This window comes from Luteibacter aegosomatissinici (genome assembly GCF_023078495.1).
Classification (GTDB): Bacteria; Pseudomonadota; Gammaproteobacteria; order Xanthomonadales; family Rhodanobacteraceae; genus Luteibacter; species Luteibacter aegosomatissinici.
On sequence record NZ_CP095742.1, the window covers coordinates 3,427,385 to 3,440,990 of the forward strand.

Genomic DNA, 13,606 nt, shown 5'->3' on the forward strand with positions numbered 1-13,606 from the left:
TCGGGCCATGCTCAAGATCGACACCCACGCGCACATCCTGCCCCGGGACTGGCCCGATCTGGCGTCCCGCTTCGGCGACGACCGCTTTCCGGTCATGACCCACTCTGGCGGCCATCACCGCATTTACCGTGGCGGCAAATTTTTCCGTGAAGTGTGGGAATCCGCCTTCGACATGGATCACCGGATCGCTGATTACGCCCGCTTCGGCGTGGGTGTGCAGGTGGTCTCGACGGTGCCGGTGATGTTCTCGTACTGGGCCAAGGGGTACCAGGCGCTTGAGCTGCACACGCATTTGAACGACAGCATGGCCGAAGTGTGCGAGGCACGCCCGCGCCACTACGCCGGCATCGGCACGGTACCGTTGCAATCGCCCGATCTCGCCATCCGCGAGATGGAGCGCTGCATCGGCGAGCTGGGCCTGCAGGGTGTACAGATCGGTTCGCACTGCAACGACTGGAATCTGGATGCCGACGAACTCTTTCCGTTCTTCGAAGCCGCCGCCGACCTGGGCGCCGCCGTGCTGGTGCATCCATGGGACATGATGGGCACCGACAGCATGCCGAAGTACTGGCTGCCATGGCTGGTCGGCATGCCCGCCGAGCAATCCCGCGCCGCCTGCTCGCTGATCTTTGGCGGGGTGCTCGAGCGCCTGCCGGATCTGCGCGTGATGCTCGCCCACGGCGGCGGCAGCTTCCCCTACTCCATTGGCCGTATCGAGCATGGATTCCGCATGCGCCCGGACCTGGTGGCCACGGATAACGCGCGCAACCCACGCGAGTATTTCAAGCGCCTTTATTTCGATTCCTGCGTGCACGACGACGCGGCGCTGCGCTACCTGCTGGAGACGGTAGGTACTGACCGCGTCATGCTCGGCACGGATTACCCGTTCCCCCTGGGCGAACAGGAGCCAGGCAGCGGCATCGAGGCCCTGGGCCTGGACGAGACCAGCCGCGCCCGCCTTTTCCACGGCACGGCACTCGAATGGCTGGGCTGCCCCCTCGCCCGCTTCCAGCCCGTCGCTGCCGTGGCGTGACGGGGCGCACACCGCCGTCGCGGCCCGCGCGCGGTGGGTATGCCAAAATGGCAGGACTTCCCGGGGGAAATCGAACCATGCTTCGCAAGTTGCTGCGCGCCCTTCCGCTTGCCTTTGTCCTGGCCGCACCGGCCGCTGGCGCGACGGATGTCGCCATGGCCGATGGCGTCGTCCACTTCACCGTGCCGGAAAACTGGTCGCTGATCATGCAATCCAGCGGCGAGACCGAGACGCAGGTGTTCCAGGTACCGGGCTCCAGCCACGCCGACGCCACGCTCTCACGTGTCACCATCACGCTGAAAAAGGCCCCCGACCTGCGTTCGTTCCAGACGTTCTCCGGTGAGATGCGCAGCCGTGCGACGAACCTGAAGGACTATGCCGCGGGGACGCCCAAGGCGCCCACGGAGAACGTGTATTCCGCGAAGGAAGGCACCACCAGACTCGATTACTACGAGCGCTATTTCTTCGCCAATGGTTATGCCATCCAGCTGCGCTGCGTTCGTCCCGATGGCGATGCAAAGTTCAGCGCGACGTTCGACAAAGGTTGCGCAGACGTCGCCAGCTCCATACCCCAATGAGTTCCCAGGTTTTCAGCTATGAACGGTTTTGAAGCCACGCGCGACTGGGCCGAGGCCCAGGACGCCGCCGACCCGCTGCACCGCTTCCGCGACGAGTTCCATATTCCACCGCATCACGGCCGCGACACGTTGTATTTCTGCGGCAACTCGCTCGGCCTGCAGCCGAAAGGCGTACGCGCCGCGCTCGAGGCCGAACTGCACGATTGGTCGGAACTGGCCGTAGAGGCGCATTTCCGCGGCCGATCGCCGTGGATGCACTACCACGAGTACGTGCGCGACGCGATGGCCGAGGTCGTCGGCGCGAAGCCGCTGGAAGTGGTCGCCATGAACACGTTGGGCGTGAACCTGCACCTGATGATGGTGAGCTTCTACCGCCCCACGAAGGAGCGCCCTGCGATCCTGATGGAAGCCGGCGCGTTTCCAACCGATCGATATGCGCTGGAATCGCAGGTGCGCTTCCACGGTTTCGATCCGGCGACCGACCTGATTGAACTGCAGCCCGATGGCCCCGGCGGCACGCTCTCGATGGATGCCATCGAAGCCGCCATCGCCCAGCACGGCCACCGCGTGGCACTTATCCTGCTGCCCGGCATCCAGTACCGCACCGGCCAGGTGTTCGATCTGGCGCGCATTGTTGAACTGGGCCATGCGGCGGGCTGCCTGGTCGGTTTCGATCTGGCCCATGCCGCCGGCAACCTTCCCCTGGCGCTACACGACACAGGCCCCGACTTTGCCGTGTGGTGCACGTACAAGTACCTCAACGCCGGCCCCGGTGCCGTCGCCGGCGCCTTCGTGCACGAGCGCCACGCACACGCCGATGTCCCCCGTTTCGCGGGCTGGTGGGGTCACGACAAGAGCACCCGTTTCCAGATGGGCCCGCAGTTCGTGCCTACGCCGGGCGCGGATGGCTGGCAGCTCTCCAACCCACCCATCCTGGCGCTCGCCCCGCTGCGCGCATCGCTCGATGTGTTCACGCGTGCAGGCATGCCCCGCCTCGTGGAAAAGAGCCGCCGTCTCACCGCGTACCTCGACTGGCTGATCCGCTCGCGGCTCGATGACACGCTGGATATCGTCACCCCGAACGACCCGGCCCAGCGCGGCGCGCAGCTTTCCGTCCGCGTCCGTGCTGGCCGTGAGGCGGGCCGTGCGTTGTTCGAGTACCTGGAGAAGCACGGCGTGATCGGCGACTGGCGCGAGCCCGACGTGATCCGCCTCTCTCCCACGCCGCTGTACAACCGCTACGCCGATTGCCTGGGCGCCGTGGAAGCGATCGAAGCCTGGCGCGCGAGCCAGGCATGAGCATCGGCGATCTCTACGCCGCGCCACACGTGGAGCGCGGCGACGGGTTTGCCATGCAGGCCACCACGCATTGGCTGCGGCTGGTGCCGGGCCGCACCCTGTTTGGCATGAAGGCGGGTGGCTTGCCCGTGCAGCTGCCGGACCTTCCCGAAGGCGTGCGGCACCGTGGACTCGAAGCGACGACCGACGGGCACCGGGTGGCCTTGATCGACGTCAGCAGCCACTGGCTGCTCGACCATCCTGACATCAACGACCGCTACATCGCCAACCTCCGCAGCGTGATTAACAGCAAGGCCGCCCGCATGGACGGCTATGCCAAGCACATCGCCGTCCACGGCAGCATCGAACTGTTCCTCGGCCGTGAACTTGACCGCGTGCCGCTGGAAATCGAGGCCGGTGACGGATCGTATGAGGTAGCCGTGGACCTGCTGACCAACGCACCGCGCGAGGGACGTACCGCATTCGCCATGCCACCCGGCGTCGGCGCGTCGAAGTATGACGATCCGGAGTTCCTTGCGGGAACGCAGTCGTGGATCGATGGGGAGCGGCTGTTGGTGGAATTCAGGCCTGAGGAAGGGGGGCGGCAGGAGACGATTGCCGTCGATCGCATGCAGTTTCTGACATCGCTCAAGCGCTGTTCGACCACCGCGCGCGCCGTAAGTGAACGTTTGCGCGGCGGGCTGTCAAGACTGGCCTGACCGCGCAGCCGACAGATACATGATGAGCGGGCCGCCAGTGGCGGCACACTTACCCTTCGACTCTCTCAGTCTTCCACGATCATGCTAGCCGACCGCGTATCCCTCATCCGCAGGTAGACGATAAGCGATAAACCGATCATCACCGTCACGTACCAGTAGAAGCCCTGCTCCCACCCCGCCCCTTTGAAACTGAGCGCGACGTACTCGGCGGTACCACCGAAGATCGTGTTGGCGAGTGCGTAAGGTAGCGCGACGCCGAGGGCACGAATGTGTGCAGGGAATAGTTCGGCCTTCACGACCGCATTGATCGAGGTGTAGCCCGTGACGATGATGAGCGCTGCCATGACCAGCAGGCCGGCGACGATGGGGTCGCGTGCGGTCTCCAGGGTGCTGAAGATCGGATAGGTGCACAGGACACCGAGCACACCGAAGGCAATCATCAGCGGCTTGCGACCGATGCGGTCGCTGAGTGCGCCGGCGCCCGGCTGGAGCAGCATGAAGACGAACAGCGTGATCGCATTGATCTGGCTCGCAGCTTCCCTGCTGAAGCCGCTGGTGTTCACCAGGAACTTCTGCATGTAGATCGAGTAGGCGTAGAAGGCGAGCGTGCCGCCTGCCGTAAGGAGCATGACCAGCATGGTCTCCTTGGGGTGGTGCCTGAACAACGCGACGAAGCCGGACTTTGGCGCAACCTTACCCTGGCTGTTCTTGAAGCTATCCGTTTCGGCCAGGCCACGGCGAAGGCGGAATACAACAATGGCCAGCACCGCGCCAATGGCGAACGGAATGCGCCAGCCCCAGGCGTCCAGGGCCTCCTTCGACATCGTTCCTTGCAGGGCGACCAGCAGAAGAATGGCCAGTAGCTGCCCGGAGATCAACGTCACGTACTGGAACGAGGAAAAGAAGCCTCGCCGATCCTTGCCCGCCATCTCCGAGAGGTAGGTCGCACTGGCTCCGTACTCGCCACCCACCGACAAGCCCTGCATCATGCGTGCGACGACCAGCAGCGTCGGTGCGGCGATGCCAATGGTTGCGTAACCTGGTGTGCAGGCGATGATGAGCGAGCCGGCGCACATGAGCGTCACCGACAAGGTCAGGCCCGCCTTTCGCCCCCGCCGGTCCGCATAGATGCCCATGATCCACGCGCCGATCGGGCGCATGATGAAGCCCACGGCAAAGACCGCCGCCGCGCTCAGCAGCTGCGCGGTCTGGTTGCCCTTGGGGAAGAAGTGCGGCGCGAAGTACAGGGTGAACGCCGCATAGACGTACCAGTCGAACCATTCAACCAGGTTGCCGGTTGAGCCGCCGATGATGGATTTAAGGCGGCTCTTCGTCGTCGCCCCGACGGTGGACTCTGGGGCATGGGATGCAGTGGATGTCATCGAAGCAAATTACCGGTACGCGAAACAGGGATTCGAACTTACACGACGCGAGGCCAGAGACGCGCGAAATCCCAACGAAGACCATGCACGTCAATCATTTAGCCGTGAAAACCTCGTCACCGGCGATCCCGTTGGAGGCAAGCGCCTACGAATTCGCTCACCGGGCTGCCGATCCACTCACGACCGCTACGGATTTACAGCGGATGCCGCGTCTGCCCTTCCCCACGCACCACAAACCGCTCCACCGTCAACGACTCCGCCCCCATCGGCCCGTACGCATGCAGCCGCGTGGTGGAGATACCGATCTCGGTGCCAAGGCCGAGCTCACCGCCATCGCTGAAGCGCGATGACGCGTTCACCATGACCACGGCCGAGCGCAAGGCTTTCACGAAGCGATCGGCGGCGACGATGTCGCGCGTGGCGATCACCTCGGTGTGGTCGGAGCCGAAGCGGCGGATGTGGGAGATGGCTTCCTCGATATCCGGGACTACTCGCACGGCGATAACCAGGTCGAGGAATTCGGCGGCATAGTCCTCGTCGGTCGCCACCTCGACCTCGGGTGCCAGCACACGGGTGGTGTCGTCACCACGCACGGTGACGCCTCGCGCATGCAGTGCGGCCACGGCCTTTGGCACGAACGAGGCTGCGATATCGTGATGTACCAGCAGGGTTTCGAGGGCGTTGCAGACCCCGGGACGGCTGGTTTTGCCATCGATGAGCAGATCGATCGCGAGGGCTTCGTCGGCCTCCTTATCGACGTACAGGTGGCACACGCCCTTGTAGTGCTTGATGACCGGCACGCGGGCGTGTTCCGCCACGAAACGGATGAGACCTTCGCCACCGCGGGGAATCGCAAGATCGACGATATCGGTGAGCTGGAGCAGTTCCACCATCGCCTCGCGGCCCGGGTCGTCGATGACCGTGATGGCGGCCTCGGGCAAACCTTCGTCGCGGAGCGCACGGCGAAGGGTCGCGGCGATGGCCAGGTTCGAATGCATGGCGTCGGAGCCGCCACGCAGGATGGCGGCGTTTCCCGCCATGAGGCACAGCGCGGCGGCATCCGCTGTCACGTTGGGTCGCGCCTCGTAGATCATCGCGATGACACCGAGCGGGATACGTACACGTTCGACGCTGATGCCGTTGGGGCGGATCTCGCGGCGGGTCACCAGACCGACCGGATCGGGAAGCTCTGCGACCTGGCGCATCGCGGTGACGACCCCGGCGACGCGGGCTTCATCCAGGCGAAGGCGATCCAGCATCGCCGCGCTGGTGCCGTTGTGCCGGGCGGCCTCGACGTCGCGCGTGTTGGCTTCGAGGACGTGGCGGGTGTCTGCGGCCAACGCGTCGGCCATCCGGTTGAGCAGGCGCTGCTTGGCCGCCGTATCCAGCGCCGCGATGGCGGGCGCGGCGTCGCGGCAGGCGAGTGCCTGGTCTCGCAGGTTCGTCATGGAAGCCTCGCGGGGTCGGGTAGCACCACCAGGTCATCCCGGTGGACGATAGTCTCACCATAGCTGTAGCCCAGCACGGCCTCGATGTCACGCGTGTGCCGCCGGGCGATCCGGCGCACATCGGTGGCAGCGTACTGGGCGATGCCGCGGGCGAACGGGACACCATCGGCAGCAATCTCGATCACATCGCCGCGGGCAAACTCGCCCGAGGCGTCGCTCACGCCGCCAGGAAGCAGCGATGCACCGCGGCCACGCACGGCCTCGACGGCGCCGCTATCGACGCTGATCCGACCCATGGCTGGAGCGTGCCGTAGCCAGTATTTACGTGCCGCCAGGCGCGACTGGGGTGCGCGCAGGCGCGTTCCCGTGAGGAAACCGTCCGCGAGCCGTGCGATGCCATGCGCGTCGCGGCCGTCGAACAGTACGGTTTCGATGCCTGCGGCAGCGGCCTTCATGGCGGCCTCCAGCTTGGTGCGCATACCCCCCGTCCCTGCGGCCGAGCCTGCGCCGCCGGCGCTCTCCAGATGCGCCGCCGTGAGTTCCAGCACCTCCGCCACCGGAACGGCATCCGGATCGATACGCGGATTGGCCGTGTAGAGGCCGGCGATGTCGGAGGCAATGAACAGGACATCCGCATCGACCAGCGCGGCGACGATCGCCGCGAGGTTGTCGTTATCGCCGAGCTTCAGCTCATCGACGGCGACCGTGTCGTTCTCGTTGATGACGGGAATGGCGCCCAACGCCAGCAGTTCCCGCAGCGTGGTGCGGGCATTGAGGTAACGGCGGCGGTTGCGCAGGTCGTCGTGGGTCAGCAGGACCTGGGCGACCGGTGCATCGAAGAAGGTCTGCCAGAGCCCGACCAGGCGGGTCTGGCCGAGTGCAGCAAGCGCCTGGCGACCGCTGAGGCCTGTGCTGCGCGTGGGAACCGGGGCAAGTCCTCGGCCAGCGGCAACGGCACCCGACGACACGATCACCACTTCCCTGCCCGCATCGCGGCTGGCCCTCACGAACGCGGCCAGCGCATCGGCGTGCTCGCCGGTAAGCGCACCGTCCGGCGTGGTGAGCAGGCTGCTGCCGACCTTCAGGACGGCGCGGTGCCATTGGGGTAATGCCTGTTCGGTGAAGCCGGATGACATCGTGCCTCCGTGAACGAAGCCGGGCTTTGTGTAGGAGTGCGCTTGCGCGCGATCCGGGCGTGTCGCGAGCCCCCATAGCGCGCAAGCGCGCTCCTACAGGTCAGCCGAGGGTAATAAGCCTCTTGCGCAGTGTGTCGAGCATGAGATCGTGGCCTGCGCCGGGTGAGGTGCGCGCGGCCAGGCTGGACTCCGGCGAACGGCCTTCGCCGGCGGAAGCGGCGGTTTCGGCGGCGGCACGGTAGGCGTCGCGGAACGGCACGCCGGCCACGGCTTGTTCGATCGCCACGTCCGTCGCGTACATCGCCGGCTCGATCGCCGCGCGCATCTTGTCCGCCTTCCACTCGAAACGGGCCAGCATGTCCGGCAGCAGTTCCAGCGCGCCCAGGCCCATGGAGAAACCATGGAACAGCGAGCCCTTGGAGAACTGCAGGTCGCGCTGGTAGCCCGAGGGCAACGACAGCAGCTGCTCGATCTCGGTACGGGCGGCGGCGACGCTGGCGTAGCTGGCACGCAGCAGTTCGACCACATCCGGGTTGCGCTTGTTCGGCATGATCGACGAACCGGTGGTGTACTCCGCCGGCAGCTTCACGAAATCGAACTCGGCCGTGGTGAACAGCGACAGGTCCCACGCCAGGCGACGCGTATCCAGGAGCGCGGTGCCGACGGCGTCCAGCGCGGCCATCTCGAACTTGCCGCGCGAGAGCTGGGCGTAGATCGGCGAGACCTGCATGCGGGCGAAGCCGAGTGCCTGCGTGGTGTGCGCGCGGTCCAGCGCCACGTTCACGCCGTAGCCTGCGGCCGTGCCCAGCGGGTTGGCATCGATCAGCTCGAGTGCCTGGCGGGCACGCAGGGTGTTATCGATGAAGGCTTCGGCGAAGGCTGCAAACCACATGCCCGTGGAAGACACCACGGCACGCTGGATGTGCGTGTAGCCCGGCATCGGCACCGCTTCACCACTGGCGCGATCAAGACACACCTCGGCGATACGGCGGCAAACGGCCTCCAGCGTCGAAAGCTTGTCCTTCAGCCACAGGCGCGTCGCCACCAGGATCTGGTCGTTGCGGCTGCGACCGGTGTGTACGCGGCGGCCTGCATCGCCAAGACGCTCGGTCAGGCGTGCCTCGATGGCCGAATGTCCATCCTCGAAGCGGTCATCGAGCACGAAGGTGCCCGCCGAAAAATCGGCCGCCAACGCATCGAGCTCGCGCTTCAGCGCATCGCGCTCATCGGCCGACACGACCCCAATGTTGGCCAGGCCCTCCACGTGCGCCTTGCTGGCGGTGATGTCGTGCAGGAAGAACTCGCGATCGAGGACCACGTCGTTACCCGCAAGGAAACGCATGATCTTCGCATCGACCTGCGTATCGGATTTCTGCCAGAGCGGCTGGGTCATTGTGGAATCCTTACAGGGGAATAGCGGTGAGCTCGTCGAAGCCGAGCGCACGGTTCACGTTCTGCATGGCCTGGGTGGCCGCGCCCTTCAGCAGGTTATCCAGGGTCGCGACGACGACCACGCGACGGCCATCGACCGACAGCGCAAAGCCGCCTACGTCCAGGTAGTGCTTATGTGCGATCTGGCTGACCCACGGCGCCTCATCCACCACGTGGATCAGCTTCTCATTGGCAAAGCGTGCTTCGAACCTCGCGACGATGTCCTCACGCTTTGCCTGCTTCGCCAGATAGAGATTAGTGGTGACGGTCAGGCCACGGAAATGCGGCGCGACATGCGGCATGAATTCCACCGGCATGCCCAGGTGACGGCTGGCTTCCTTTTCATGCATGTGCCCGGTGAGCGAGTACGGCATGAGGTTGTCGCGCAGCTTGTCCGGGTCGTTGCGGTCCGAGGGGGTGGTACCCGCGCCCGAGTAGCCGGAGACGCCGAAAGACACCGGTGGCGCCGCCAGCAGGTCCTTGATCGGCGCGATCGAGCACTGGATGGCCGTCGCATAGCAACCCGGGTTGCTGATGCGCTTCTCGCCACGCCAGCGGTCGCGGTACAGCTCGGGAAGCCCGTAGTACCAGCGCTCGTCGAAGCGGTAGTCCGCGGAAAGATCGACGATGACCGTGTTGCCACCGGCCTTGTCGATCGCCTCCACGTACGGTGCGGCCTTGCCGTTGGGCAAGGCGAGGATGACGACATCCACGCCCTGCTCCGCCACCGCGGCCGGGTCAAGGCTGGTGTAGGCAAGCTCGCCCTTGTACACGTCGTTGTGCTCAGCCAGGCGCTGGCCGTCCAACTCGCGCGAGGACACAAACGCCAGTTCCAGCGACGGGTGGCGGGCAATGAGGCGGATCAACTCGGCGCCCGTATGGCCGCGCGCGCCGACGATACCGATGGTCTTGGTGGCCATGGCTAGGTTTCAGTCCTGCAAGGTGGGAACACGCGTGGCGCAGTGCGCGACACAGCGTTCGATATCGGCGAAGTTGTCCAGGCCGTACCAGAACACCTTCCAGCGCGACTGCTTGTAGCAACCATCCGACTCCGCGTAATAGAAATGGTTGATGACGTTGCCGTGGCGCGAACGCCAGAACAACTTCGGGTTCTCGTCACGCATCACCTGCCACACGGCGCGGCCAAGGCCTTCGCCCTGCGCATCGTCGAGCACCGCGAACTTGTCGAGGTACGCGAAGCCATCTTCCATGGTCAGGATCATGGCGGCGCGGTAGTTCTCCGAGACGTATACGCGGTAGACCTTCGTGCGCTCGAAGTAATCCGGCACCACCGTGCGGCCGAAGCTGGATTCGATCAGCGTCTTCATTCGCGGCAGGTCCACGCCTTCCCACGAATCAAAGCGCAGCACGCGTTCGCCACGGCGAACCAGCGTGCCCGAGCCCTTGTGGGTAAACAGCTCCTTCGCCAGATCCGCTGGGCGCGTGATCGAGACCGACGAGGTCAGCGGCAGATCGTCGAGCAGATCCTTGATCTGCTCCACCTTCAGGCGCATGCCCGAATGCAGCCACGGCTGCTGGATCAGGTGATCGAATTCCGTCGAGAGGTTGATCGAATCGATGATGTTGCCATCGCCATCGAGCAAGCCGCCCGTGCCGGTGAGGAATACGATCTTGTAAGGCTGCAGCACGCGCACCAGCTCATTGGCGGCGAAATCGGCATTGATATTGAGGATCTGCCCTGAATCCGTTTCGCCCAGGCTCGCGATGACCGGGATGGAACCGGCACGCAGGCTGGCCTCGATCGGCGCCAGGTTGATCGAACGCACCTTGCCGACCAGGCCAAGCTGATCCGGGTCGAGGTAATCCGCCGTGAACACGCCCGACGGTACCGAGGTGGCACGGGTATCCACTTCCTGCAGTGCCTCGACCAGGCGCAGGTTCTGCGACTGGAACACGCGACGGACGATCGCCAGGGCTTCCGGCGACGTCACGCGCAGGCCATTCACCGTTTTCTTCTCGATGCCGGCGGCGGCCAGCTCTTCATCGAGCTGCGGGCCCGCACCGTGCAGGACGATGGGGGTCAGGCCCACCTGCTGCAGGAACGACAGCGACGAGGTGAGGTCGGCGAGCTCGTCGCGCAACACGGCGCCGCCCACCTTCACCACCGCGAAGCGGGCGGCATCAAGCTGGGAGAAGCGCTTGAGGTACTGCTGGATCTCGCGCGCGCTGCCCATGGCGGAGAGCAGGCGGACGATGGTCTTGCGGGTGTTTTTAGATTCCACGTTCGACGATCCGGTGGATGGTCTGGGCGTAATGGGCGAGCTGATCGAGCGCGACCCATTCGTCGGCGGTATGGGCCTGGGCGATATCGCCGGGACCATAAACGAAGCAGGTGTATCCCGCCTTGGAGAACAATGCGGCCTCGGTCCAGAAATCGACGGCGTTACCCACCGGGATCTCCAGCTCATCGGCCAGATCGCGCGCAGCGAGGCGGCGTGCCTCAGCCGTGGCGGTATCGCCCGCAGGGAGCGAGTCGCCGCGGAAGGTCTCTCCGAACTCCACCGGCTGCGGATCGACCAGCGTGCGGAAGGTCTCCAGCAGCTGGTCGGCGTCCATGGACGGCAACGGGCGGAAGCCGAAACGCACCTCAGCGGCCGGAGCGATCACGTTGGCCTTGATGCCGCCTTCGATCTTGCCCAGGTTGAAGCGCAGGCCGGTGAGCCCGCCGAAACGCTCGTGCGAGAGCGACTGCACATGATCGAGCGCCGCCGTGCCCCAGCGCACCGCCTGGTGCAGCGCGCTGTCCGAGGGCTTCTGCTCACCCGAGGCATGGCCGGCGCGGCCCTTGAACTGCATGAGTACCGACAGGATGCCACGGTGCGCCAGCACCGCTTCACCCTTGGTCGGCTCTGCGACGATGACGGCATCGTACGCCGGCTTGTCCTTGAGGAAGCCATCGATACAGCGCGCATCGTTCGCTTCTTCATCGGTGGAGAGCAGCAGCGCCATGTCGCCCTTCGAGGCGTTGGCGACCGCCACCAGTGCCGCCGCAGCACCCTTGATATCGCAGGCGCCCAGGCCGATCGCACGGTCGTCTGTCACACGAAGTTCGTGCGGGCTCGCCGTCCAGTGCGGCGAATCCGGCACGGTATCCAGGTGCACGTTGAACAGGATTTTCGGCGTGCCACGCACGGCGTACAGGTTCACCGCGCCCGCGCCGAAATCGGTCACCTGCACGTCGAACCCCGGGAGGTTCGCGCGCAGGTAATCGAAGATGCCACCGGTACCGATCTCACGCGGCGGGTTGCGCGTGTCGTACGAAACGAGCGCACGCAGGTGGTCGAGGGTTTCCTTCAGGAGATTATCCATGGGTGCTCGATCACTTCCCGCCGTTGGCTCGGTCGACTTCAGCCCAGATCGTCGAGCTCATGCCGTACAGCTTGATGAAGCCTTCGGCTTCGGCGACGCCCCAGTCGGCGGCCTGCGCGTAGGTGGCCTTCTTCGAGTGCAGCAGGTTCTTCGATTCCACCTTCACGGCGTACACGGTGCCGCCGCGGGTTTCGATGATGACCTTGCCATCGACCTTGCGCTGGGTGCTCACCAGGTAGGCTTCCAGGTCAGCCTTGATCGGATCGTTGAAGAAGCCTTCGTAGGCGATCTCGGTCCACTTGCGGCCGATTTCCGGCTTGAAGCGGTTCTGCTGCTTCGACAGCACGGTTTCTTCCAGCGCACGGTGCGCGGTCAGCAGCGCAGTAAGCGCCGGCGCTTCGAACACGATGCGGCCCTTCAGGCCGATGTTCGTGTCACCGGTGTACAGGCTACGGCCGACGCCGTACTTCGCCAGTTCACGGTTGAGGAACCCCAGGATTTCCGGGCCGGTAGCAGCCTTGCCGTTCAGCGTGGTGGCAACGCCCTTGTCGAAGCCGAGCTCGATGCGCAGCGGTTCGGACGGCCATTCGGCGCGCGGTGCGCACCAGGCCACGGCGCCCTCTTCCGGGATCTCCCACGCATCGATTTCGCCGCCGGAGATGGTCACGCCCAGCACGTTCTCGTTGATGGTGTAGTGCTTGGTCTTGGCGCGGACTTCGAAGCCCTTGTCTTCCAGGTACTTCTGCTCGTAGGCACGCACCTGGGTGTGCTCGCGCTGGATCTCGCGGATCGGGGCGATGATGGTGTAGTCGCCGAGCGCCTTCACAGTCAGGTCGAAACGAACCTGGTCGTTGCCCATGCCGGTGCAGCCGTGGGCGAACAGCTTGGTGCCCAGCTCGTCGCAGCGCTCCAGCGAGGCCTTCACGATGAGGTAGCGGTCGGACACCAGCAGCGGGTACTGGCCCTGGTAGAACTCGCCGGCCCAGATCAACGGGGTGACGAAGCTATCCCAGATCGCCTGCGAGGCATCGACCGTGCGATGCGAAGCCGCGCCCAGTTCGTGGGCGCGCTGCTCGATGTACTCGCGCTCTTCCGCGGACACACCACCCGTATCGACGAACACGGTGTGCACGGCATAGCCGCGCTCCATCAGGTAGGGGACGCAGAAGCTGGTGTCGAGGCCGCCCGAGAAGGCGAGGACGATATCTTTGCTGGACATGCTGGCTCCGGAAATCAAGGCGTTTTAATGAGGTAAGGCGAACACAAGGGCG

General features: G+C 65.1%; 12 protein-coding genes. 4 read left to right on the forward strand and 8 right to left on the reverse strand.

All coding sequences use genetic code 11. The features are described from left to right. Positions 1 to 7: 7 nt before the first annotated feature. The 4 genes from L2Y97_RS15405 to L2Y97_RS15420 all read left to right on the forward strand — a co-directional run bounded on the left by L2Y97_RS15405 (position 8) and on the right by L2Y97_RS15420 (position 3,608). Positions 8 to 1,033 carry an amidohydrolase family protein gene (locus L2Y97_RS15405; RefSeq protein WP_247428253.1) on the forward strand — a complete coding sequence of 342 codons (1,026 nt, stop codon included), beginning with the start codon at positions 8 to 10 and terminating at the stop codon, positions 1,031 to 1,033. Between the two features lie 77 nt (positions 1,034 to 1,110). Continuing rightward, the gene (locus L2Y97_RS15410; RefSeq protein ID WP_247428255.1) at positions 1,111 to 1,611 is read left to right on the forward strand and encodes a hypothetical protein; all 501 of its coding nucleotides are present in this window, start codon (positions 1,111 to 1,113) and stop codon (positions 1,609 to 1,611) included. An 18-nt stretch (positions 1,612 to 1,629) separates the two neighbouring features. Beyond that, on the forward strand, positions 1,630 to 2,910 hold the full coding sequence (gene kynU / locus L2Y97_RS15415) for a kynureninase (RefSeq protein WP_247428257.1): 1,281 nt from the start codon (positions 1,630 to 1,632) through the stop codon (positions 2,908 to 2,910). Further along, positions 2,907 to 3,608 carry a hypothetical protein gene (locus tag L2Y97_RS15420; RefSeq protein WP_247428259.1) on the forward strand — a complete coding sequence of 234 codons (702 nt, stop codon included), beginning with the start codon at positions 2,907 to 2,909 and terminating at the stop codon, positions 3,606 to 3,608. The genes kynU and L2Y97_RS15420 overlap by 4 nt, the downstream gene beginning before the upstream one ends. Before the next feature lie 65 nt (positions 3,609 to 3,673). On the opposite strand, the gene L2Y97_RS15425 is transcribed toward L2Y97_RS15420, so the two are convergent. The 8 genes from L2Y97_RS15425 to L2Y97_RS15460 all read right to left on the reverse strand — a co-directional run bounded on the left by L2Y97_RS15425 (position 3,674) and on the right by L2Y97_RS15460 (position 13,554). Beyond that, positions 3,674 to 4,990 carry an MFS transporter gene (locus L2Y97_RS15425; RefSeq protein ID WP_247428260.1) on the reverse strand — a complete coding sequence of 439 codons (1,317 nt, stop codon included), beginning with the start codon at positions 4,988 to 4,990 and terminating at the stop codon, positions 3,674 to 3,676. 194 nt (positions 4,991 to 5,184) lie between these two features. After that, positions 5,185 to 6,438 (reverse strand): glutamate-5-semialdehyde dehydrogenase, encoded by a 1,254-nt coding sequence (locus tag L2Y97_RS15430; protein WP_247428262.1) that lies wholly within the window; start codon positions 6,436 to 6,438, stop codon positions 5,185 to 5,187. Beyond that, the gene (proB, locus tag L2Y97_RS15435; protein WP_247428264.1) at positions 6,435 to 7,574 is read right to left on the reverse strand and encodes a glutamate 5-kinase; all 1,140 of its coding nucleotides are present in this window, start codon (positions 7,572 to 7,574) and stop codon (positions 6,435 to 6,437) included. The genes L2Y97_RS15430 and proB overlap by 4 nt, the downstream gene beginning before the upstream one ends. 100 nt (positions 7,575 to 7,674) lie before the next feature. Further along, a complete protein-coding gene (locus L2Y97_RS15440; RefSeq protein WP_247428266.1) occupies positions 7,675 to 8,967 on the reverse strand; it encodes an argininosuccinate lyase in 1,293 nt (430 codons plus the stop codon). A gap of 10 nt (positions 8,968 to 8,977) precedes the next feature. Then, the gene (gene argC, locus L2Y97_RS15445; protein WP_247428268.1) at positions 8,978 to 9,925 is read right to left on the reverse strand and encodes an N-acetyl-gamma-glutamyl-phosphate reductase; all 948 of its coding nucleotides are present in this window, start codon (positions 9,923 to 9,925) and stop codon (positions 8,978 to 8,980) included. Between the two features lie 9 nt (positions 9,926 to 9,934). Beyond that, complete coding sequence (locus L2Y97_RS15450) at positions 9,935 to 11,200, reverse strand: acetylglutamate kinase (RefSeq protein ID WP_247436815.1); 1,266 nt, start codon at positions 11,198 to 11,200, stop codon at positions 9,935 to 9,937. A 37-nt stretch (positions 11,201 to 11,237) separates the two neighbouring features. Next, complete coding sequence (locus L2Y97_RS15455; protein WP_247428270.1) at positions 11,238 to 12,335, reverse strand: acetylornithine deacetylase; 1,098 nt, start codon at positions 12,333 to 12,335, stop codon at positions 11,238 to 11,240. A gap of 10 nt (positions 12,336 to 12,345) precedes the next feature. Next, entirely contained in the window at positions 12,346 to 13,554 is a 1,209-nt protein-coding gene (locus L2Y97_RS15460) for an argininosuccinate synthase (RefSeq protein ID WP_247428272.1), read from the reverse strand. Between the last annotated feature and the right edge of the window lie 52 nt (positions 13,555 to 13,606).